Origin of the sequence: Comamonas piscis (genome assembly GCF_014109725.1) — a bacterium.
In the GTDB taxonomy this organism is placed as follows: Bacteria; Pseudomonadota; Gammaproteobacteria; order Burkholderiales; family Burkholderiaceae_C; genus Comamonas; species Comamonas piscis.
Genome location: NZ_CP058554.1, coordinates 1,270,309 through 1,293,024, shown reverse-complemented (window position 1 = coordinate 1,293,024; position 22,716 = coordinate 1,270,309). Strand labels below are relative to the sequence as shown.

At 63.6% G+C, this 22,716-nt stretch carries 19 protein-coding genes and 1 riboswitch; of the genes, 6 read left to right on the top strand and 13 right to left on the bottom strand.

What is annotated here, in order from left to right; all coding sequences use genetic code 11:
* Positions 1-82 precede the first annotated feature (82 nt).
* A complete protein-coding gene (locus tag HS961_RS05805) occupies positions 83-2,512 on the top strand; it encodes a TonB-dependent receptor (protein WP_182326802.1) in 2,430 nt (809 codons plus the stop codon).
* 15 nt (positions 2,513-2,527) lie between these two features.
* Here HS961_RS05805 and glmU read toward each other — a convergent pair whose 3' ends face one another.
* Positions 2,528-3,946: a bifunctional UDP-N-acetylglucosamine diphosphorylase/glucosamine-1-phosphate N-acetyltransferase GlmU gene (gene glmU, locus HS961_RS05800; RefSeq protein ID WP_182326801.1), complete on the bottom strand. Its 1,419-nt coding sequence runs from the start codon at positions 3,944-3,946 to the stop codon at positions 2,528-2,530.
* A 156-nt stretch (positions 3,947-4,102) separates the two neighbouring features.
* Positions 4,103-4,525, bottom strand: a complete 423-nt coding sequence (locus HS961_RS05795) for a DUF2917 domain-containing protein (protein WP_182326800.1) — start codon at positions 4,523-4,525, stop codon at positions 4,103-4,105.
* Positions 4,526-4,797: 272 nt separating this feature from the next.
* Here HS961_RS05795 and HS961_RS05790 point away from each other — a divergent pair, with 272 nt between their 5' ends.
* Together HS961_RS05790 and HS961_RS05785 are read left to right on the top strand one after the other, a co-directional pair.
* Complete coding sequence (locus HS961_RS05790; RefSeq protein WP_182326799.1) at positions 4,798-5,772, top strand: LysR substrate-binding domain-containing protein; 975 nt, start codon at positions 4,798-4,800, stop codon at positions 5,770-5,772.
* Between the two features lie 155 nt (positions 5,773-5,927).
* Positions 5,928-6,911 carry a Bug family tripartite tricarboxylate transporter substrate binding protein gene (locus HS961_RS05785; protein WP_182326798.1) on the top strand — a complete coding sequence of 328 codons (984 nt, stop codon included), beginning with the start codon at positions 5,928-5,930 and terminating at the stop codon, positions 6,909-6,911.
* A 180-nt stretch (positions 6,912-7,091) separates the two neighbouring features.
* Here the strand turns inward: HS961_RS05785 and HS961_RS05780 are convergent, their stop codons facing one another.
* Positions 7,092-8,483 carry a hypothetical protein gene (locus HS961_RS05780; RefSeq protein ID WP_182326797.1) on the bottom strand — a complete coding sequence of 464 codons (1,392 nt, stop codon included), beginning with the start codon at positions 8,481-8,483 and terminating at the stop codon, positions 7,092-7,094.
* 175 nt (positions 8,484-8,658) lie between these two features.
* Entirely contained in the window at positions 8,659-9,891 is a 1,233-nt protein-coding gene (gene tyrS, locus HS961_RS05775; RefSeq protein WP_182326796.1) for a tyrosine--tRNA ligase, read from the bottom strand.
* Between the two features lie 248 nt (positions 9,892-10,139).
* On the opposite strand from tyrS, the gene HS961_RS05770 reads away from it, so the two are divergent.
* Both HS961_RS05770 and HS961_RS05765 read left to right on the top strand, forming a co-directional pair.
* Entirely contained in the window at positions 10,140-11,504 is a 1,365-nt protein-coding gene (locus HS961_RS05770) for a M23 family metallopeptidase (protein WP_182326795.1), read from the top strand.
* A gap of 98 nt (positions 11,505-11,602) precedes the next feature.
* Positions 11,603-12,715, top strand: coding sequence for an anhydro-N-acetylmuramic acid kinase (locus HS961_RS05765; RefSeq protein WP_182326794.1), 1,113 nt, complete (start codon positions 11,603-11,605; stop codon positions 12,713-12,715).
* A 3-nt stretch (positions 12,716-12,718) separates the two neighbouring features.
* On the opposite strand, the gene mdtD is transcribed toward HS961_RS05765, so the two are convergent.
* The 4 genes from mdtD to rplM all read right to left on the bottom strand — a co-directional run bounded on the left by mdtD (position 12,719) and on the right by rplM (position 15,913).
* Positions 12,719-14,173 carry a multidrug transporter subunit MdtD gene (mdtD, locus tag HS961_RS05760; protein WP_412101630.1) on the bottom strand — a complete coding sequence of 485 codons (1,455 nt, stop codon included), beginning with the start codon at positions 14,171-14,173 and terminating at the stop codon, positions 12,719-12,721.
* A gap of 93 nt (positions 14,174-14,266) precedes the next feature.
* Positions 14,267-14,632: an iron-sulfur cluster insertion protein ErpA gene (erpA, locus tag HS961_RS05755; protein WP_182326792.1), complete on the bottom strand. Its 366-nt coding sequence runs from the start codon at positions 14,630-14,632 to the stop codon at positions 14,267-14,269.
* Between the two features lie 448 nt (positions 14,633-15,080).
* Positions 15,081-15,473: a 30S ribosomal protein S9 gene (rpsI, locus tag HS961_RS05750; RefSeq protein WP_182326791.1), complete on the bottom strand. Its 393-nt coding sequence runs from the start codon at positions 15,471-15,473 to the stop codon at positions 15,081-15,083.
* A gap of 11 nt (positions 15,474-15,484) precedes the next feature.
* A complete protein-coding gene (gene rplM, locus HS961_RS05745) occupies positions 15,485-15,913 on the bottom strand; it encodes a 50S ribosomal protein L13 (protein WP_021026901.1) in 429 nt (142 codons plus the stop codon).
* A 330-nt stretch (positions 15,914-16,243) separates the two neighbouring features.
* Here rplM and HS961_RS05740 point away from each other — a divergent pair, with 330 nt between their 5' ends.
* Positions 16,244-17,131, top strand: coding sequence for a 23S rRNA (adenine(2030)-N(6))-methyltransferase RlmJ (locus HS961_RS05740; protein ID WP_182326790.1), 888 nt, complete (start codon positions 16,244-16,246; stop codon positions 17,129-17,131).
* A gap of 117 nt (positions 17,132-17,248) precedes the next feature.
* On the opposite strand, the gene HS961_RS05735 is transcribed toward HS961_RS05740, so the two are convergent.
* From HS961_RS05735 to HS961_RS05715, 5 genes are all read right to left on the bottom strand, one after another.
* A complete protein-coding gene (locus HS961_RS05735; RefSeq protein ID WP_238347804.1) occupies positions 17,249-18,085 on the bottom strand; it encodes a septal ring lytic transglycosylase RlpA family protein in 837 nt (278 codons plus the stop codon).
* A 74-nt stretch (positions 18,086-18,159) separates the two neighbouring features.
* Entirely contained in the window at positions 18,160-18,987 is an 828-nt protein-coding gene (metF, locus tag HS961_RS05730) for a methylenetetrahydrofolate reductase [NAD(P)H] (RefSeq protein WP_182326789.1), read from the bottom strand.
* Between the two features lie 23 nt (positions 18,988-19,010).
* Positions 19,011-20,213 (bottom strand): TlyA family RNA methyltransferase, encoded by a 1,203-nt coding sequence (locus HS961_RS05725; protein WP_182326788.1) that lies wholly within the window; start codon positions 20,211-20,213, stop codon positions 19,011-19,013.
* 144 nt (positions 20,214-20,357) lie between these two features.
* Positions 20,358-21,788, bottom strand: coding sequence for an adenosylhomocysteinase (ahcY, locus tag HS961_RS05720; RefSeq protein ID WP_182326787.1), 1,431 nt, complete (start codon positions 21,786-21,788; stop codon positions 20,358-20,360).
* Positions 21,789-21,862: 74 nt separating this feature from the next.
* Positions 21,863-21,961: riboswitch (S-adenosyl-L-homocysteine riboswitch) on the bottom strand.
* An 18-nt stretch (positions 21,962-21,979) separates the two neighbouring features.
* Positions 21,980-22,684, bottom strand: a complete 705-nt coding sequence (locus HS961_RS05715; RefSeq protein ID WP_182326786.1) for a response regulator — start codon at positions 22,682-22,684, stop codon at positions 21,980-21,982.
* Positions 22,685-22,716: the final 32 nt, after the last annotated feature.

The following is a 22,716-nucleotide window of genomic DNA, read 5'->3' as shown; positions in this document are numbered from 1 at the left end:
GCTCGTATTTGCTTTCAGAAGACCGGTATGGCCCGCAGGCCACGGTCTTTGGCCATCCCCTTCGCTCTTGCTGAAAGCCTTTATGTCTCTCGCCCCTGCGTCTTCTGTTTTTTCATCCGCCTCGTCCACCTTGCGCCGCCGCTCTGCGCTTGCCCGTGCCTGCGCCGCGCTAAGCCTGGGTCTGCAGCTGCAGCTGGCTGCTGCCCAGAGCCTGTCGCTGGAGCTACCCGCCCAGCCGCTGGCTACCGCCTTGAGCCAGTTTGCACGCCAGGCTGGCCTGCAGCTGACCTATGCCTCCGAGCTGGTGCAAGGCCGGCAGTCGCAGGCGCTCAGCGGCCGCTATGAGCTGCAGCAAGGCCTGGCCCAGCTGCTGCAGGGCAGTGGCCTGCAAGGGCGCATCACGGGCGGCACCTTGACCCTGGAGCGCATTCCCGCGCCAGCCCCCGCCCCTGCGCAGGACCACACCCTGCCCGTGGTCACCGTGTCCGCTGGCGACCAGTACGTCAACCTGCTGCCAGCGCCCTATGCCGGCGGCCAGGTGGCCAAGGGCGTGCGCCTGGGCGTGCTGGGCAATACCAGCAATATGGATGCGCCCTTCAGCACCACCAGCTACACAGCGCAGGCGGTGCGCGACCAGCAGGCCAGCACGATTGCAGAGGCGGTGAACCGCGACCCCTCGGTACGCTACACCGTGCTGCCCGGCGGCAATGTGGACAACCTCTATATCCGGGGCTTTCCGATCTGGGAAGGCAACTCCGGCGAAATCGCCTTTGACGGCATCTACGGCATTGCCCCCAACTACCGGGTGCGCACCGAGTATGTGGACCGCATCGAGGTCATCAAGGGCCCCGGCGCGCTGCTGTTTGGCATGTCGCCCAATGGCTCGGTGGGCGGCGTCATCAACATCGCCCCCAAGCGCGCGAATGAAGAGGTGGCCAGGCTGACCGTGGGCCATAGCTCCGACAGCCTCTGGAACAGCCATGCCGATGTGGGCCGGCGCTTTGGCGATGAGGGCCAGTACGGCATCCGCATCAATGCCAGCAAGTACCAGGGCGATACGGTGGTGGACCATCAGCGCAGCAATGGCCATGTGCTGGCCCTGGCGCTGGATTACGAAGTGGCGCAGTTCCGCGCGACGCTCGATATCCTGTCGCAGGACGAGCGCATCGACGGTGTGGGCCGGCCCATCATGCCCAGCGGGCTCAGCGCACTGCCGGCCGCCCCCAGCGGCAAACGCAATGCCTCACAGGCCTGGGAATGGTCGGACAACCGCGAGCGCGCCGTGCTGCTGCGCACCGAGTTCGATGTGACCGAGCAGCTCACCGTGTTTGCCAATGTGGGCCAGTCGCGCGCCGATGTGGACCGCCTCTACGACTCTGCACCGCGCCTGACCTCAGCCTCCGGTGCCACCAGCAGCACCCCCACCTATGCAGTGTTCGATGTGGACCGCAGCACCATCGACGCCGGCCTGCGCTCGCGCTTTGCGCTGGCGGGTGTCAAGCACTCGGTCACCTTGCAGCTGGCCAGCTACCGCGAGGAGTTCCACCGCGCGCTGCAAGCGGGCAGCAGCATCCAGTCCAACATCTATGCGCCCATCGCCCATAGCCCGCAAACCATAGCGCGGCCCAGCGATATCCCCCGCATCCATGACAACCGCAACACCAGCCTGGCACTGGTCGACACGCTTGCGCTGCTGGACGACCGCTTGCAGCTATCTCTGGGTCTGCGCCACCAGATGATCAAGTCGACCAATTTCAACGCCGTGAGCGGGGCGACGGCCAATGTCTATGACGAGAGGGTCACCACGCCTGCGCTGGGCGTGGTCTGGCGCCAGGCGCCGAACTGGTCGCTCTATGCCAACTACATCGAAGGGCTGAGCAAGGGCGATATTGCGCCACCTTCGGCCAGCAACTATGGCGAGGTGCTGCGGCCTTACAAGAGCCGCCAGTACGAGATCGGCAGCAAGTACGACCTGGGCAGCTTTATGGCCACCGCTGCGCTGTTCAGCATTGAAAAGCCCAGTGGTGGGCTGAACCAGGGCGTCTACCAAAGCAATGGCGAGCAGCGCAACCTGGGCATGGAACTGTATGCCTATGGCGAGGCGGCCAAGGGCCTGCGCCTGCTCGGCGGCCTGACGGTGCTGAAGCCGGAAATCACCCGCGCCGCCACGGCCGCGCTGGTGGGCAACCGGCCCATCGGCACCTCGCGCCTGCTGGCCAATGTGGGGGTGGAATGGGATGTGCCCGCCCTGCAGGGCCTGAGCCTGATTGGCGACCTGGCCTACACCGGCGCCCAGTTTGCCGACCAGGCCAACCAGCTGCGCATTCCCGCCTGGACCCGCGCCGACCTGGGCCTGCGCTACACCACGCGCATCGCCGACCGCAAAACCACCTTGCGCGCGACCGTGCAGAACCTGGCCAACCGCAATGCCTGGGCGGGGGTCACATCCTGGGGCGCGGTATCGCCGATGGTGCCGCGCACCTTTGTGGTGTCGGCATCGGTGGATTTCTAAGGTTGCTCGGCAGGCTTAGCTTTTCTTCTGCGGCCGGTCCCAGTTCGCAATGCTGACTTGCTTGCCGCGCGCCACGCTCAAGGCGCCCGGCGGCGTGCTCTTGGTGATGGTGGAGCCACCGCCCACGGTGCCGCCGGCGCCAATGGTCACGGGGGCCACCAGCACGCAGTTGCTGCCCACATGCACATCGGCTTCGATGACGGTGCGGTGCTTGTTGGCGCCGTCATAGTTGGCCGTAATGCTGCCCGCGCCGTAGTTGACCCGCTCGCCCACTTCGGCATCGCCCAGGTAGGCCAGGTGGTTGGCCTTGGCGCCATCGGCCAGACGCGAGTTCTTGACCTCGACAAAATTGCCGATGTGTACCTGCTTGCCCAGCTGGGCACCGGGGCGCAGGCGCGCAAACGGTCCGACCAGCGCGCCCTCGCCTACCTGGGCGCCAGCGGCCTCGCCATCGATATGGGTGAAAGGGTGGATGACCGCATCGGCCGCGATCTCGGCATTGCTGATATGGCAGTAAGCGCCAATGCGCGCGCCATCACCAATGCGCACCTGGCCGCCAAAGATGCAGCCCACGTCGATCTCCACATCCTGCCCACACAGCAGCTGCGCCTTGCCGCCACGGGCATCGTCGCGCAGGTCAAAACGGGCCGGGTCGGCCATGCGCACGCCCTCGGCCATCAGCGCCTGGGCCTGGCGCATCTGGTGGGCGCGCTCCAGCTCGGCCAACTGCTGGGGGCTGTTGATGCCCGCGACCTGCAAGGCATCCGTGATGCAATGGCCTTCCACGGCCAGGCCATCGGCAACGGCCATGGCGACGATGTCGGTCAGGTAGTACTCGCCCTGGGCGTTGTGGTTGTTCAGCCGGGCCAACCAGGGCTTGAGCCGGCGTACTGGCACAGCCATGATGCCGCTGTAGATCTCGGTGATCGCGCGCTCATCCGCATTCGCATCCTTTTGCTCGACGATGCGCTGCACGGTGCCTTCGGCATTGCGCACAATGCGGCCGTAGCCGCTGGGGTCGGGCAGTTTCACGGTCAACAGCGCCATGCCGTCGCTGCCCGCTGCATCCAGCAAAGCCTGCAAGCTGCTGGCCTGCGTCAGCGGCACATCGCCGGACAGCACAATCGCCATGCCATCGTCGCCCAGCAGCGGCACCGCCTGCTGCACAGCGTGGCCGGTGCCCAGTTGCGGCTCCTGGCGCGCAAAGGCCAGCTGAATGATGCCGGCGCTGCTCTGGCCAATGGCCGCCTCCACCTGGTCAGCACCATGGCCGGTCACCACCACCGCCGAGCGGGCCTGCAGCTGGGCTGCCGTATCCAGCACATGCTGCAGCAAGGGACGCCCGGCCAGCTTTTGCAGCACCTTGGGGTGGCGGCTTTTCATGCGCGTGCCCTTGCCGGCGGCCATGATGATGATGTCGAGTGGAGCGGTCATGGTGATTCAGCGAAGCGGTGCCGGGCACCGCCTCTAAAAGACAAAACCTAGCGATTATCGCGCGCTCTCCCAGGTCTGGGCCTGCAGGGGCGCCACCACCTTCAGACAAAAAAACAGCCTGCACGGGGCAGGCTGTTGCTGGAGAAGGCGCAGAACTTAGATGTTGTAGAACATGCTGCCGTCGGTCTTACCCCACTGGAAGCGCGTGAACCAGCGTGCAGGCTGCTCGTCCAGGTTGGGCTGGCCGCCTTGGTTCTTGGGGAAGTGGTAGACCAGCGGAGCCTGGCGCTTGCTCTCGATGACAACCGATTGCCCGGCCTTCAGAACAACCGTGTGACCGGCATGCAGCACCAGATCACCGGCTTGCAGGCTGGCTTCGTTGCTCAGACCCAGGCCCAGGGTGACCCAGGCAGTGCCTTCGGAGACGCGCAGCACGACATCGCGCTGGGGCACAAAGCTGATGGCCTTGCCGCTGGGCAGAATGCGCATCTCGGCATTGGCCGATGCAGCGCGGCTGGCACGCGCAGGGCGTACAGCGATGGATCCAGCGGACAAAACATGAGATGCAGACATTGCCATGGTGATTTCCTTTGCGGGCCCCTTGGAATCCAGATGATCCTAGGGTTTACCCGATATGCGTATCTTGCGCTTCCACGGGCACAGCGTCCAATGAATAAAACAGCACTGATCGATGCATGCCGGGCATTAATGGTTAACCCTAGGTTTAAGGCTTTCTGCACCGCCAGCACCACCCAGAGCCAGCGCCAGCTATCGAAGCAGGAGCATGATGGTTGGCCTGCCCGGGCATACACCCTGGCGCCCTGTGTACTTCTTGCTACAGTGCCTCCACCATGCCAGACCTGCCTCTGCCGCCCTCCCTGCTCCGCACCCGGCCCATCGCCGTCGGCCATCTGCGCGCTTTTCTGGCGGTAGCCCGCTACCTGAACTTTCGCGCCGCCGCCGAAGAGCTGGCGCTGACCCAGTCCGCCGTCAGCCGCCAGATCCAGGCGCTGGAGGATGAGGTCGGCATTGCGCTCTTTCTGCGCCATACCCGTGCGGTGGAGCTGACCAGCGCTGGCGCCCAGTTGCAGCGCGCGGTATCGCCGGCCGTAGAGCGTATCGACTCCGCCGTGCGCCTGATCCGCCAGACCAGCGGCCGCAAAAGCGTGGCGATTACCACCTGGGCCAGCTTTGCGTCGATGTGGCTGATCCCGCGCATGGAGGCCTTCCAGCGCGACAACCCCGAGATCGACATCCGCATCGATGCCACCGACAACGTGCTCGACCTGGAAACCTCGGATGTAGACCTGGCCCTGCGCTACAGCCTGCCCCAACACGCCACCGCCCATGCGCAGCGCCTGTTTGGCGAGCAACTGGCCGTGGTCGCCAGCCCCTGGCTGCTGCAAAGCCACCCGCGCATCAGCCAACCGGCCGATGTGGCCCGCCATACCTTGATTGAAGCAGGCGACGCCCACCGCCTGCAGCACCTGGACTGGCTGACCTGGGAGCGCTGGCTGGAGCTGCACGGCTGCGGCAATCTGCAGCCCAAGCGCTGGCTCTACCTCAACTACGCCCACCAGATCGCGCAGGCCGCCCTGACCGGCCAGGGCCTGGCGCTGGCGCGCATGCCGCTGGTAGCAGATGCCCTGGCCAGCGGCGACCTGGTCGAGGTACTGCCCGAGTTCCGCATGGATTCCCCCCTCGCCTACTGGCTGATCATCGGCCCACGCAGCCAGCAGCGCCCCGAAGTCACCGCCTTTTGCGCCTGGCTGCAGCTGCAGGCTGCGGCGACGCGCACAGCCATCGGCGATACCACTGGCGGCTGATGCCTAGCGGGGTGAGCGCCGGCTGATACGCTCTCCCTCTCAGCCTCGGCCAATTCACTATTAGACAAGGCAGACCACCCTCCCTACAGTCAAAGCGGCTGCCTGCGCGTGTAACACGTACAGGCAGCCACCTATAACGACACAAGGAGACAGCTATGTTTAACCCTCGCTTTGGCCGCCGGCGGGCGCTGGCGCTGTGTGCGGCGCTGCTCGGCTGCGCTGCCAGCCCGGCGCTGCTGGCCCAGGACTTTCCCAGCAAGCCGCTCAAATTCATCGTGCCCTTTGGGCCGGGTAGCGGCACCGATACGTCGGCACGCTACTACGCCAAAAAGCTGCAGATGCTGATCGGCCAGCCAGTGGTGGTGGAGAACCGGCCGGGTGGCAATGGCTTTATTGCGGTCAAGCAGACCCTGGCAGCGCCCGCCGATGGCTACACAGTGTTTATCGGCAGCAACTCCACCTTGGCGGTGAACACGGCGCTGTTCAAAGCACTGCCCTATGACCCGCAAAAGGACTTCACCCCGCTGACGATGATGATGCGCGCGCCCGCCGTGGTGGTGGCGCCGGGTGACGCCGATACCAAGCAGCTCAAGGACCTGGTGGCCAAGGCCCAGGCCAGCCCCGGCAAGATCAACTTTGGCGCGGGCTCGGCCGGTTACCAGCTGATGGGCGAGCTGTTCAACGATGTGGCCAAGGTGCAGACCGTGCATGTGCCCTTCAAGGGCGCGGGCGAGGTCGCTACCGCCGTCGCAGGCCACACGGTGGATTACGCCTTTGCCGAGGCTACCTCGGTGCAGGAGCTGATCAAGGCCGGTCGCCTGACCGGCCTGGCCGTTGCCTCAGACAGCCGCGTGGCGGCGCTCCCCAATGTGCCCACCGCCCGCGAAGCGGGGCTGCCCGGCATCGAGGCCTACACCTGGGTCGGCGCCATGGTCAGCAGCAAGACGCCGGAGGACATCAGCGCCAAGCTGGCGGGCTGGTTTATGCAGATTGCGGTGGAACCCGAAACCCAGCAGTTCTACGCCAACCTGGGCGCCACTGCGATGAGCGGCGGCCCGGCGCAGATGCGCAAGTTCCAGGCCGATGAGATCGCACTGTGGAAGCGGATTGCGACCCAGGCCAAGATAGAGCTGCAGTAAGAGTCGCTAACACAACCCTTGATACGTCGTTGCCGAGCTGGCCGCGCCGAGCCTTGTCGTACTAGAGTACTGCCTGCGGCTCGACGCCTAGTCGGGGACGCCTAGTCTCAAACGCAAACCTTCGGTTTGCTGGGTCGTGTTAGCGACTCTAAGCCCGCAAACCTGCCTGGCCCGTCACCCTTAAAGACGCGGCCCGGGCACCCGGCTGCTCAGCGGCTGGGGCTGGTAATCCGGCTCGATATGGCAGCCGGTGTTGCTGCTGCTCTTGCCCTCTTGCGCCACTGCCGGGCGGCTGGCTTGCTGGGCACAGCGCTCGGCCAGCTTCTGCGGCGTGGGTTTGTCACCCTTGTCGATCCAGTCCAGCAGGCCGGCCATGGCGGCGCGGTATTCCGGATCGCTCAGGTAGCTGTGGCCGGCTTCGCTGGTGTAGGCCTGCACAAGGCTATCAGCGGTACCTGCTGCTTCGCGGATCTGCTGGTAGCTGCCCGCCAGCTCGACAAAGGCCGTCTGGTCGCGGATGCCGCGCAAAGTGACAGTGGGTAGTTGGGTGCGGCCGGTGGGGCGGCTGTCGGCCAGCAGCTGGCCCACCGCTTGCGGATCGGCAGAATAGCGCAGCACGCCGGCGTTCAGCTGCTGCTGCGCTTGCGCATCCACGCCCCGGTAGACGGTGCGGCTGTTGTCAAAGGGGTTGCGGTTGCCCAGGCGCAGCTGGGTCAGGTCGCGGAACAGAAAGGTCGCCCAGTTCAGGTGGCTATTCAGGCTTTTCTCGGTCACGGGCACCGCTGCCAGAATGCCTTGCAGGCGCCGCGTCTGCTCGGGGCTACGTTCAGCCGCAGGTTTGTCGATGCCGGTGCAGTCATGCACCCGGCGCTCCAGGTCGGCGCGGGTCATCTTGTTGCCAGCGGGCAGGCCTTGCCACAGCGGGTACTGCGGCTCGCTCGGCAAGGGGTGGTTTTGGCAGTAGAACTGGTAGACCGCGCGCAGATCCAGCCGCATCGTATAGGCATCGACCCCACCGCCCAGCACCCCGCTGGTCAGCAGCACCCCATCAAAAGCGGGGCGTCCTGAAGGCCCCACCGGCTGGCGGCCATAGCGCTCTGCCGCCACCGATGCCACGCCGCCACCATAGCTTTGGCCATGCAGCACCATGCGGCGAGGCTGGCCAAAGCGCTGCACAAACCAGTGGCGCAGCTCCTCCATATCGTCTGCCGACATGGTCACGCCATAGCCGCCGCGCTGGTAGCTGGTCCCTGCCCAGGCATAACCGCTGGCGGGCATCACCGCCCAGCGGGTGGCGTCCTCCTCCACCCGCTTGAGGCTGGCCTTGCCCAGGCTGGGACCCCCGTGGGCATGCATCACGGCCACCCCTTGCGCGGCCTGCCAGCCCGCCGGCAGGATGGCCATCACCTGCGCGCCCGAGGGCATGGCCGCGCTAAAGCACTTGGCATCTGCCGGTACTGCGGCTGGGCAGCTGGCGGCAACGGGCTGGGTGCTGGCGCGCGCGTGGGCTGCGGCGGGCAGGCCCATGACCAGGGCGACTGCCCACCAAGCTTGGCGTTTGTTGTTGTGCATGATCTGGGCTTTCCGTGCTGGGCTGGCGCTTGCCAGCAGCGATGACATGGGGGTTCTAAGAACCTGTTCAAAGAAAAAGAGCCGCGTCCAAAAATGGAAGCGGCTCATTTATAGAACAGCCAGGCTGGCATGACCAGCCCGGCAGACCCAGCTTTACGCGGGCACCCGGGCAGCTTTACGCCAAGGTGACCCGGGCAAACTTGCGCTTGCCCACTTGCACGACAAAGGTGCCGGCGGGCAGCTTCAGGCCCTTGTCCTCGATCACCACGCCATCCACACGCACACCGCCGCCGTCGATCAGGCGGTTGGCCTCGCTGCTGGAAGGGGCCAGGTTGGCCTGCTTGAGCAAGGCGCCAATGCCCAGCGGCGCGCCGTTCAGCGCGACTTCAGGGATGTCGTCGGGGATGCCGCCCTTGCTGCGGTTCATGAAATCCTGCTCGGCCGCATCGGCTGCCGCCGCGCTGTGGAAGCGCGCAGTGATTTCCTTGGCCAGCAGCACCTTGGCGTCCTTGGGGTTGCGGCCGCCTTCGATCTCCAGCTTCAGCGCGGCGATTTCCGGCAGGCCCATGAAGGACAGCAGGGTGAACCAGTCCCACATCAGGTCGTCCGAGATCGACAGCACCTTGGCAAACATGGTGTTGGCGTCTTCGGTGATGCCGATGTAGTTGTTCTTGGACTTGGACATCTTGTGCACGCCGTCCAGGCCCACCAACAGCGGCATGGTCAGCACGCACTGCGATTCCTGGCCGTATTCGGCCTGCAGATGGCGGCCCATCATCAGGTTGAACTTCTGGTCGGTGCCGCCCAGCTCCAGGTCGCTCTTGAGCGCCACCGAGTCATAGCCCTGCAGCAGCGGGTACAGAAACTCATGCAGGCTGATGGAGCTGCCTTCGTGGAAACGGGTATGGAAGTCATTGCGCTCCATCATCCGCGCCACGGTGTACTTGGCCGACAGCTCGATCATGCCCCGCGCACCCAGCTTGTCGCACCACTCGCTGTTGTAGCGCAGCTCGGTCTTGCTCGGGTCCAGCACCTTGTAGGCCTGCTCTTTATAGGTCTCGGCATTCACCTGGATCTGCGCGGCCGTCAGCGGCGGGCGGGTGCTGTTGCGGCCCGAGGGGTCGCCAATCAAGGTGGTGAAGTCGCCGATCAGGAAGATCACGGTGTGGCCCAGGTCCTGCAGTTGGCGCATCTTGTTGAGCACCACCGTATGGCCAATGTGGATATCCGGGGCGGTGGGATCGAGGCCCAGCTTGATGCGCAATGGCACGCCGGTGGCCTCGGATTTGGCCAGTTTTTTGACCCATTCTTCCTGTGGCAGCAGCTCATCCACCCCACGCAGACTTACCTGCAAAGCCTCTTGCACACGGTCGGTAACAGGGTAAGTTGTAACAGTCGATTGATTCATATGGGGTTTCTCAGGTTGCCAGCAAAGCCGAGGGCGTTATACTCCAGCCCTTGCGTTGCAGCGTTTTATTCTAGCCGCGTCTGTCAGACGATGTCCCAAGGGGACTTCATCCAGATCCGCAAGCGCTGCACCTGAAGTTTTATTTGTGCCATCTTGTTAAAAAACACCTACCGCGCCTGCAGACGCGGTTTGTTTTGGGCTCCGTATACGCAGCCGGCAAGAGGCCAATCCATAACCGGGATGGAACATTGAACAACGGATTTATCACCGCAGGCAATCTCGTCATTCGCCAGCTGGTCAAAACCGCCCAAGCTCACCCCAAGCGCCTCGCTGCTGCCCTCGCCGTCATGCTGATGACAGGCGGCGGCGCAGCTTTTGCTGTTGCTGAGCTGGGCCCCAACCCCTCTGACATGCCTGTGCAGACCGTGGAATACCCGGTCGAGTCGCTGGCATCCGATATTTCAATCGCGGACCTGGTCGACGGACCAGGTTTTTCTTTGTACCGCACCGACGAGGTGCGCAGCAACGACACGCCTGAGTCCCTGCTGCGCCGCCTGGGTGTAGCCGATCCGGCAGCGGCGGCCTATATCCGCAGCAATGCCAAGGCACGCAGCGCCATCATCGGCAAATCTGGCCGCCAGGTCACCGCAGAGACCACCTCCAGCCACGAGCTGACCACCCTCACGGTGCGCTGGGCCGGTGACAGCAGCGATGTGTTCCAGCGCTTCAGCATCCGCAAGGCCGATGGCAAGTTCGACACCTTGACCGAGTTCCTGCCGCTGACCCATGGCACGCGCCTGTCGGGCGGCATCATCCGCAGCTCGCTGTATGCAGCCACCGATGCAGCCAGCCTGCCCGACAACGTCTCCAACCAGATGGTTGAGATCTTTGCCGACAAGATTGATTTCCGCCGTGCGCTGCGCGCTGGTGACCGCTTCTCGCTGGTCTACGAAACCCTGGAAGCCGATGGCGAAGTGCTGGGAACCGGCCGCCTGCTGAGCGCCGAGTTCCGCAATAACGGCAAGACCCATGAAGCCATGTGGTTCCAGGATTCGCCCAAGGACAAGGGCGCCTACTTCAACTTCGCCGGCGAAAGCGGCGAGCGCAGCTACATTGGCTCGCCGGTCAAGTACACGCGCGTCTCCAGCGCATTTGCGATGCGCGTCCACCCCATCCACAAGACCTGGTCGGCCCACAAGGGTACCGACCTGGCTGCCCCGCAAGGCACGCCCGTGCGTACCGTCGGCGATGGCCTGGTAACCTTTGCCGGCGTGCAAAACGGCTACGGCAATGTGATCTACATCGACCATGGCAACAAGCACGAAACCGTCTACGCCCACCTGAGCCGCATCGCCGTCAAGCAAGGTGCACGCGTGGGCAAGGGCGACGAGATCGGTGCCGTTGGCCAGACCGGCTGGGCCACCGGCCCGCACCTGCACTTTGAGTTCCGCGTTGCCGGTGAGCAGCGTGACCCGCTGGCCATGGTGGCCGAGAGCGAAACCAGCAAGCCGATCAGCCGCCAGGCCCGCGCCCGGTTCGACAACCTAGCCAATAGCATGCGCCTGGCTTTGAATGACCAGATGCTGATGCTGGAAACCAGCGCCAACCAGTAATCCAGCAGCACGGCAGCGCGTAACAAGCGCGGCCATCGCCCCCAGGCCCCCACAATCTTGCTATTGTTGGGGCCTTTGCTTTTTCAGCCTGAACAACGATGACCGAACGCTTTATTGGCCTGATGTCCGGCACCTCGCTGGACGGTGTGGATGGTGTGATTGCCCAGTGGCAGGATGGCCGCATGGAGGTGCTGCAGTACGCCAGCACCGGTTTTGATCCCGCATTGCGGGAGGAGCTGCTGGCACTGAACAGCGCGGGCGAGCAAGAGCTGCACCGCGCAGCACTGGCCGGCAATGCGCTGGCCCGCGGCTACGCCCAGGTGGTCGACCGCCTTCTGGCGCGCAGCCAGCTGCAGCCAGCCGACATTGCCGCCATTGGCGCCCATGGCCAGACGGTGCGCCACCAGCCAGGCCTCTGGGATGGCACCGGCTACACCTTGCAGCTCAACAACCCCGCGCTGTTGGCCGAGCTGAGCGGCATCGCCGTGGTGGCCGATTTCCGCAGCCGCGACCTGGCTGCCGGCGGCCAGGGTGCGCCGCTGGTGCCCGCCTTCCACCACAGCGTGTTTGGCGGTGCGGACGGCCTGCGCTGGGTGCTCAATATCGGTGGCATCTCCAACATCAGCCGCCTCGATGGCGACGACATCCGCGGCTGGGACTGCGGCCCCGGCAATGCCTTGATGGACCACTGGTGCCAGCTGAACACCGGCAACCCCTATGACGATGGCGGCCGCTGGGCAGCCAGCGGCCAGGTGATTCCGGCCTTGCTGGCCGCCTGCATGGAAGAGCCCTTTTTCCAGCTACCACCCCCCAAGAGCACCGGTCGTGACCTGTTCAACCCCACTTGGCTGGCCACCATGCTGGACCGCCATGCGCCTGGCGCGGAGCCCGCCGATGTGCAGGCCAGCCTTGCCGCCTTCACTGCGCTGGCGATTGCGCAAGATATGCAGCGCCATGGCGCTACCGAGGGTCAGACCTTGATTGTTTGCGGTGGCGGCGCGCTCAACGCGCACCTGATGCAGCGCTTGGCCGATCTGCTGCCCGGCGTGGCGGTAGACAGCTCAGCCAAGCACGGCCTGCCTCCTCAGCAGGTAGAGGCCAGCGCCTTCGCCTGGCTGGCCCGCCAGTGCTGGCAAGGCCTGCCGGGTAACCTGCCGGCGGTGACTGGTGCGCGCGGAGCCAGGGTGCTGGGCGCTATCTATCCGCGCTAGCCGTTAAGCATCCCCGCCATCCGGCGCGGGCTTGACCGGCTCATCCTTGTCGAGCTGGCTGAAGACCAGGGTCGCGGCCAGGGTCATCAAGGCCACCGTCAAAAACGTGGCATGGATGGCGCGCAATGATTTGTCCGGGTCGGTGATCCAGCGGTCGGCATAGCCGGACAGCAGCGCGCCAGCCAGCGCCACGCCAATGCCCATGGCGAGCATCTGCACCATCGACAAGAGGCTGTTGCCGCTGCTGGCGAACTCGCCATCCAGGTCCTTCAGGGTGACGGAGTTCATCGCTGAGAACTGCATGGAGTTGAAGCCGCCAAACACAAACAGCTGCAGCAGCAGCATCCAGGGCGGCTGGCTGGCACTGGTCAACGCAAAGCTGGCAAGCATCAGCGCCACCATCACCGAGTTGACCTGCAGCACGCGGCGGTAGCCAAAGTACTGCACCGTCTGCACCGCAAAGCGCTTGACCAGCATGCTGCCCATGACGGTGGCTAGCATCATCATGCCGGCATCCATAGGCGGCATGCCCAGGCCCACCTGCAACAGCAGTGGAATCAAAAACGGCGCAGCACCCGTGCCAAAACGGGCAAACAAATTGCCCAACAGGCCCACACGCAGCGAGCGCACCCGGAACAGCATCGGCGGAAACAGCGGCTCGGGCACGCGCAGCGCATGCATCCAATAGCTGGCCAGGCTGGCCAGGCCAAACACCATCAGCACCACCACCATCGCCATGCCCAGGCCCATGCCAGACATGCCATCCAAGGCCACCGAAATGGCCACCATGCCGAATGACAGCAGTGCATAGCCCAGGCCATCAAACTTGCGCGGCACCGACCAGGTGGTCTCCGGCATCCAGCGGCGCGCGGCCCAGACGCCAAACAAACCCACCGGCACATTGATCCAGAAGATCCAGTTCCAGGTGGCGACCTCCACCAGCCAGCCGCCCAGGGTCGGACCCAGCAAGGGGCCGATCTGGCCGGGGATGGCGATAAAGCTCATCGCGCGGATGAAATCTCCCTTGGGGTGGCTCCGCAGCACCGCCAGGCGCCCGACTGGCAGCATCATCGCGCCGCCCACGCCCTGCACCACCCGTGCGGCAATCAAAAAGCCCAGGCTGTGCGAGAGCGCGCAGAGCACCGAGCCCAGCACGAATAGCGCAATCGCCCACATGAACACCCGGCGCGTGCCAAAGCGATCGGCAATCCAGCCGGAGGCCGGAATCAGCATCGCGGTGGTGAGCGAATAGGCAACGATCACCGACTGCATCTTCAGCGGGCTTTGCCCCAGCGATTTCGCCATCGACGGCAGCGCAATGTTCAGGATCGTGGCATCGAGCGACTGCAGAAAAAACGCAATCGCCACCAGCCACAGCAGGCGCTCCTTATGGGGCGCCATCGGGGCGGGTGGCAAACCCGGTGCTAATGGGGGAATGAGAGGTGCAGACATGGGCAAAACAAAAGCCGCTGATGAACAGCGGCTTGTGGCAAGGAGAGGGGCCAGAAGGCGAGCAGGGGAGCTGGGCCTTCCATCACCGTGGATCTGGGTTTAAACCGAGAAGCTCGATCCGCAACCGCAGGTGGTGGAGGCGTTCGGGTTCTTGATCACGAACTGCGCGCCTTGCAGGTCTTCCTTGTAGTCGATCTCGGCACCCAGCAGGTATTGGTAGCTCATCGCATCGATCAGCAACGACACGCCATTCTTGGTCATGGTCGTGTCGTCTTCGTTGGCGATCTCGTCAAAGGTAAAGCCGTACTGGAAGCCGGAGCAGCCGCCGCCTTGCACGAACACGCGCAGCTTCAGATCCGGATTGCCTTCTTCGGCGATCAGATCGGCCACCTTGGCCGCAGCGCTGTCGGTAAAGACAATCGGGGTGGGCATTTCAGTCATGGTGTTTTCAGCAATTGCGCTCATGGGAGACGACTCCTGTCTTATTTGATGTACTGCAAAGAATGGTACTCCAATCGCCTGCTTTTCGCAGCCTTTAGGCTGGGTGACGCCAATTGCAGTGTGGGAATACCCTCAGAGAACGTGTTTACGATCTCCTCGCGCCGCGACAGCGGTTTTGCGGGATGGAGTGCTAGGCCCAGTGCGCATATTGGCAAGCGCTGCAACGCCGCAGACCACCCCTGCCCGGGCGGCCCTAGTCGGGCACCCGCAAAACCCCTGTCCCTACGGGTTGGAGTGAAATCGGGCGATTTCTTCGCGCTGGCTCTTGCTTGCACCCTAGTGCAAGCTGCGAACCAGCCCTTCGAACTCATCCCGATTGCACTCCAACGCGGCTGCGTAGAGATCGTAAACACGTTCTCACGCCCATAAAAAAACCGCCCCGAGGGGCGGTTCTTGGCAAGTTGCCCAGCGATTAACGCTTGGAGAACTGCTTGGCGCGGCGTGCAGAGTGCAGACCGACCTTCTTACGCTCGACTTCACGGGCATCGCGGGTCACAAAGCCGGCTTGGCTCAGTTGTGGCTTCAGCGTTGCGTCGTAATCGATCAGAGCGCGGGTGATGCCGTGGCGGGCTGCACCGGCTTGGCCGGATTCACCGCCGCCGTGGACATTGATCTGGATGTCGAAAGTTTCGACATTGCCGGTCAACACCAGGGGCTGCTTTGCAATCATGATCGAGGTTTCGCGGCCGAAATATTGTTGAATGTCTTTGCCATTCACAACAATCTTGCCGGAGCCCTTCTTCAGAAACACACGGGCGACGCTGGATTTGCGACGGCCGGTGCCATTGTTCCAATCACCAATCATCTCGGGACTCCTTAGATTTCCAGCACTTTAGGCTGTTGGGCGGTGTGAGGATGCTCATCACCACCGTAGACCTTCAGCTTCTTGATCATGGCGTAGCCCAGAGGACCCTTGGGCAGCATGCCCTTGACAGCCTTTTCGAGAGCACGGCCAGGGAACTTCACTTGCATGTCGCGGAAGTTGGTGGCAGTGATGCCGCCTGGGAAGCCCGAATGACGGTAGTACACCTTGTCCGTGTTCTTGGTACCAGTGACCTTGATCTTGGAGGCGTTGATGATGACGATGTAGTCACCGGTGTCAACGTGAGGTGTGTAAATGGCTTTGTGTTTGCCGCGCAGACGGAGTGCCACTTCGCTGGCGACACGTCCGAGCACCTTATCGGTGGCGTCAATCACAAACCACTCGTGTTGCACCTCAGCGGGTTTTGCGCTGAATGTAGACATGAGTTTTCTCTTTCTAGAGGGTTTGGCGAATCCTTTTCCGCGGTCGGTGCTTCTTCTAGACGCAACTCTCGTCGCGCAGGAAGCCTCTTAGGCGGTACTCCCTCACATGCAGCACCTGGGCACTGCACGCAAAGTCCTCGCCGCGGGATTCATAAAAATCGCTGCGAAGCTCTCCATTATAAAAGTTTTTCGGCAAGACGTAAAGTGCCTCCTTACATTCCCTAAAAGGGCTCGGCTCCGACATTTTTTTGGTGTTTTTGGGGCCTGTAGCAGCTGCTGCATGCCCCTTTGGCGCCGTAGCGTGGCGCATATCGCTACCATTGGCGCCCTATGTTCAGTTACCGCCACGCCTTCCATGCCGGCAATCACGCCGATGTGCTCAAGCACACCATCCTGATTGCCACCCTGCAATACATGACGCAAAAAGAGGCGGCATTGGTTGCACTGGATACCCATGCCGGGGCGGGCCTGTACCGCCTGGACGGCGACTACGCCACCACCAGCGCCGAGGCCGATGAGGGCATTCGCCGCCTTGAAGGTGCCAAGGACCTGTGCCCCTTGCTGCAAGACTATGTGGACATGGTCAAGGCCTTCAACACCAGCAGCACCTACAAGGTCTACCCGGGCTCGCCCTTTATTGCGCAGCGCCTGCTGGGCGACCGCGACAAGCTCAAGCTGTTTGAGCTGCATCCCACCGACTGCCGCTCGCTGAGCGGCAACATTGCGCAGCTGAAGGCGGGCCGCCAAATCCAGGTGCTGCTGGAAGACGGCTTTGAAGGCATCAAGAAATTCCTGCCCCCGCCATCGCGCCGCGCCTTTTTGCTCTGCGACCCGAGCTACGAGATGAAGACCGACTACGGCCGCGTCATCGACATGGTGGCCGACAGCCTGCTGCGCTTCCCCACCGGCACCTATGCGGTCTGGTACCCGATCATTCCGCGCCAGGAAGCGCATGACCTGCCGCGCCGCCTGAAAACCCTGGCCAACAAGGCCGGCAAGAGCTGGCTCAATGCCGAGCTGACGGTCAAGAACAGCAAGATCACCACCGCCATGCGACAGGGCGAAGAGAAGCGCCCCGGCCTGCCTGCCAGCGGCATGTTCCTGATCAACCCGCCCTTCACCTTGAAGGACCAGCTCAAGATCGCCCTGCCGCAGATGGCCGAGCTGATGCAGCAAGACAGCAATGCCGGCTATGTGCTGGAGAGCGGCGGCAAGTAAGCGGCTCAGGCGGTTTGAGGCGCGCTTCGGGCCTCACACCCCGCATAACGACAAAACAACAAAACGCAGGCCCGGTGCCTGCGTTTTTGCGTATATGGACCTGGAATGGCGGGCGTTTTATTTCTTGCGCCGCGCTGCAGGTGCAGCCTTGGCCCGGGCCTTGTTGGCGGGCAGTACGGCACGCGTACGGCCATGGCGCTGCGCTGCGGCTTTAGCAGGCGCCTGGCTGCGGGCCGCATCACCCGCCAGCGCGCCGCTGCCGCGCCGCCCGGCCAGCACAAACGAGGGGCAGTCGTCGTCATCGTCTTCCAAGGTCCACAGCTCCACAGGCTTGATGCCCAGGCCCAGCATGCCCAGCTCCTGGGCCGCGCCCTGGCTCAGGTCAATGATGCGGTCGCCGGCATATGGCCCACGGTCATTGATACGCACAACCACCGCTTTGCCGGTGACCATGCTGCGCACGCAGACCTGGGTGCCAAACGGCAGGGTTTTGTGGGCTGCCGTCAGACCGCCTTTGTCAAAACGCTCGCCATTGGCGGTCTTGCGGCCATGGAACTGGCCGCCATACCAGGAAGCCATGCCCTGCTGGTCGGCTGAACGGTAGGGATCTTGCTTGAGTTCAGAGGGCAGATCGGGCACATCCCAGGGGCGGGACAGGCCATCAATGCTGCTGAGCGGCGCCGAAGGTGGCAGCACCAGGCCCAAGCCTCGGCGCTCGCCCGAGAGTGCAGCCAGCTCTTCTGGGGCCGTTGACGTAATCGCCGCCTCTGCCGCTGAGCGTTCTGCTGGCGCTGACGGAGCTTTGGGCTCCGCCAAGGGCTGGTTCTCACCGGTGGTTGGCATTGGCTCCGTGCCCTCTGCATCGCTGGGCACATGCACGCAGCCGCCCGCCAGCGTGGCCAGGCTGACTGCGGCCAGCCAGGCTCGGCATCGCGACAGTGTGGAGGAGGACAACAGCAAATCCCGGGTCTTTCAGCGTTGGGGGCACACACAAGGCCACCAAGCTGCCAGATCCCGCCGGCCGTTGTTTACAGGCCTAGCCGGTCGCAGATCGCCAGGGTGGCCGCGCTTTGGTTCATGGTGTAGAAGTGCAGGCCCACGGCGCCACGGCGGCGCAGGTCCTCGCACATCTGGCTCACAACATCCAGCCCAAAGGCACGAATGCTGGCCACATCATCTCCATAGCCTTGCAGTCGCAGACGAATCCAGCGTGGGATCTCGGCGCCACAGGCATCCGAAAAGCGCAGCAGCTGCGTCGATCCGGTGATCGGCATAATACCCGGGATGACTGGCAGGTCTACACCGCGTTTTTGTAAATCTTCTTGAAATTTGCAAAACGCATCGGCGTTGAAAAAGTACTGCGTGATGGCCGAATCGGCACCCGCTTTCACCTTGGCCAGGAAAGCCTGCAGGTCCGCCTCGGGGCTGCGCGCCTGCGGATGCATTTCCGGATAGGCGGCCACTTCGATGTAAAAATCGCTGCCGAATTCGTCGCGAATAAACGTCACCAAATCACTGGCGTAGTGGAACTCACCGCCCAGGCCATAGCCGCTGGGCAGATCGCCGCGCAAGGCCACCAGGCGCTTGACGCCCATGTCCTTGAGCTGCTGCAGCTGCGCGCGCACCGTCTGCTTGGTGGCACCCACGCAAGAGAAGTGCGATGCCGCGTCGAAGCCCTCTTCCAGGATCGCCTTGACCACCCCAAAAGTGCCCTCTTGCGTGGAGCCACCCGCCCCATAGGTCACCGAACAGAACTGGGGCTTGCGCGCATACAGCGCCTGGCGCACCACGCGCAGCTTCTCTGCGCCTTCAGGCGTCTTGGGCGGGAAGAATTCAAAACTGATGGGGAAGGACATTACCGTCTCCGAGTCGTCAACACTTAACGTTCATTGCGCTTTTTTTGCTTGCCGCGTGCAGGCCCCGGCTGCCCAAAGCTGGCAGCCTCGGGATCGACATACAACTCCTGCAGATCGCGCTTGGCGCGCATGTCGGCACGCGATGGGCGCTTGGCCGCCACCTTCTTGGCAGGGGCTGCAGGCGCGTCTTCGCTGGCATCCGCTGCTGCAGGGGCCGCCACCTTCACCACGGCACCTTGCTGGGCATGCACAAAGAACTCATGGTTGCCGTCGCCGCCATCAATGGACGAATCCAACCAGTGCTTGACCTCCAGGCCCAGCTCCGCCAGGCAGCTGCGGATGCGCTGCTCGACTTCCACGTACAAGGCCTTGTCGCGCACAATGCCGCCCTTGCCAATCTGGCCGGGCTGCAGCTCAAACTGGGGCTTGACCAGCATCAGCAGCTGGCCGCCGGGCTTGAGCACGCTCACCACCGCTGGCAGCACCAGGGTCAGCGAGATAAAGGACAGATCGCCGGTCACAAAGTCAAACTCCGGGCGGATATCGACGTTCTCGGTGCCAGGGCGGCGGCGGCGCTCCACGGGGGCCGTGCCTTCGGCCTTAGCGCGCTGCTTGGCGCTGCGCTCGGCCTTGAAGTCCTCGATCTCCTGCTCTTTGGCGTCCTGGCTGTCGTCGTATTCTTCGTTCACCTGGCCGCCATTGCGCATCCAGGCATAGGGGGCGACGGGCTGGGTGTCGTTGTCTTCTTCGTCCACCACGATCTCGCACAGCGCCAGCTCACAGGCCGCCTGCAAGGATTCAGCCGTCAGCGCGCGGGCATTGAAGCCTTCCACGCAAACCACGCGGTCATCGGCGCGCAGGCGTTCGTGCAGTTGGGCGGTACCCACGTCCACACCAATCACCTGCTGGGCACCCGCCTGCAGCAGGCAGTCGGTAAAGCCGCCGGTGCTTTGGCCCACATCCAGGCAACGCAGGTCCTGGACCACCAGGCCGGTAGCCGCCAACGCGCCTTCCAGCTTCAGGCCACCGCGCGAGATGTACTTGGCTTCCGAGTCATCGAGCAGCTCCACCTGGGCGCCTGCCGGGATCTCGTCACCGTTCTTGGCCACCTTGATCCAGGGAGCCAGCGGGGTCGTGCGCCACTGCACACCGGCCGCAATCAGGCGCTGGGCCTGCGAGCGGGTCGACGCCAGGCCCGTTTCCACCAACAATACATCTGCGCGCATGCGCTTTCCTTCAATCAAAACGACTGGCGGGCCCGCCAAGCGGAGCAGCCAGTCTTCATCAAAAATGCCTACCAGGTGCTCACCCAGAGGCGCTACCACGGTCCATGAGACAACGTATCAGGGGCCGTATCAGCGGCTCCTGGATTAGTAGCGGTAGGTTTCAGGCTTGTAAGGGCCTTCCTTCTTCACGCCAATGTAGTCGGCTTGCGACTGGCTCAGCTCGGTCAGCTGCGCGCCCACCTTCTTCAGGTGCAGACGGGCGACCTTCTCGTCCAGGATCTTGGGCAGCACATAGACCTTGCCAACTTCGTAAGCGTCGGGGCGGGCGAACAGCTCGATCTGCGCCAGGGTCTGGTTGGCAAAGGAGTTGGACATCACAAAGCTGGGGTGGCCAGTGGCGCAACCCAGGTTCACCAGGCGGCCCTTGGCCAGCAGAATGATCTTCTTGCCGTCCGGGAAGGTGATGTGGTCGACTTGCGGCTTGATCTCTTCCCACTCGTACTTCTCGATCGATGCGACATCGATTTCGTTGTCGAAGTGACCGATATTGCAGACGATGGCCTCGTCCTTCATCGCGATCATGTGCTCGTGGCGGATGATGTCCTTGTTGCCGGTGGTGGTCACGAAGATGTCGCACTTGTCAGCAGCGTACTCCATGGTCACAACCTTGTAGCCTTCCATCGACGCTTGCAGTGCGTTGATCGGGTCGATCTCGGTCACCCAGACTTGGGCGCGCAGGGCAGACAGTGCCTGGGCGCAGCCCTTGCCCACGTCACCATAGCCAGCGACCACAGCGACCTTGCCGGCGATCATCACATCGGTGGCGCGCTTGATGCCGTCCACCAGCGATTCGCGGCAGCCGTAGAGGTTGTCAAACTTGGACTTGGTCACCGAGTCGTTCACATTGATCGCGCGGAACAGCAGCGAGCCATTGGCCGACATTTCGTTCAGGCGGTGCACGCCGGTGGTGGTCTCTTCGGTCACACCCATGATCTCGGCCGACTTGCGGCTGTACCAGGTGGCGTCCACTGCCAGCTTGGCCTTGATCGCGGCAAACACGATCTTCTCTTCTTCGCTGCCGGGGTTGGCCAGCACGGACAGGTCCTTCTCGGCCTTCTTGCCCAGGTGCATCAGCATGGTGGCATCGCCGCCATCGTCCAGGATCATGTTCGGGCCTTCGCCTTCGGTTCCCTTGGCGCCGAATTCAAAGATCGCGTGGGTGTAATCCCAGTAGTCCTTGAGCGACTCGCCCTTGATCGCGTACACCGGCACGCCGGTTTCGGCGATGGCAGCAGCGGCGTGGTCCTGGGTCGAGAAGATGTTGCACGATGCCCAGCGCACTTGGGCACCCAGGGCCGTCAGGGTCTCGATCAGCACGGCGGTCTGGATGGTCATGTGCAGCGAGCCGGTGATGCGCGCGCCCTTCAGGGGCTGGGCAGCAGCAAACTCTTCACGCACGGCCATCAGGCCAGGCATTTCGGTTTCGGCGATCTTGATTTCCTTGCGGCCCCAGCCGGCCAGGGAAATATCGGTAATCGCAGAGTCAGCGGGATTGAAACGAACAGCAGCGTTCATGGTTTTCTCCAAAAATTGAATGAAAAACCACGTTCCGCGGAAGAAGGGGAAAGACCATCTCACCGCACAGAAAGCGTGGGTGAGCGTCGTTGCGAGATGAAATCCGAGCCTCACGCCCCATGGTGGTCTGGCGTGTGGCCAGACTGGGAAACGCTGCAACGCTCCTCGGATGGAACGAGATTATAAGGGCATCAGCCCTGTAACCCCACCAGGCGGTAGCCCACTTGCAGCTCGGTGAGCAGATGCCGGGGCTGGGCCGGCTCGGCCTCGATCTTCTGGCGCAGGTTGGCCATGTGAACACGCAGGTAGTGGGGCCGGTCGAGATACTCAGGGCCCCAGACCTGCAGCAGCAGCTGGCGGTGGGTCAGCACCCGGCCCTGGCCGGCGACCAAGGCCGCCAGCAGCCGGAACTCGATAGGGGTCAGATGCACCGCCGCCCCCGCCTGGCGCACCTCATGCGTGGCCAGGTCCACCTCCACATCGCCAAAGCGCACGGTGCTGCCGGGCTTGTCGCCCCCGCTGCGCTGGCCCCGGCGCAGCATCACGCGCAGGCGCGCCAGCAGCTCGGGCACACCAAAGGGCTTGCTCAGGTAGTCGTCGGCGCCGGCATCCAGCGCAGCCACCTTTTCCTCCTCTTGGTCGCGGGCCGAGAGCACCAGCACCGGCAGGCCGCTCCAGCCGCGCAGCTCGGTGATCACCGTCTTGCCATCGGCATCGGGCAGGCCCAGGTCCAGCACCAGCGCATCGGGCTGGCGGCTGGCCGCCTCGATCAGGCCGCGCCGCGCGCTGTCGGCTTCAAAGACCTGCCAGCCCTCGTCCTCCATGGCCAGCCGCACAAAGCGGCGGATATTGGGGTCGTCGTCCACCAGGAGGATGCGGGGGGCTGCAAGCGTCATGCGCCCAATTGTGACAAAAAACCGAGGGGGTT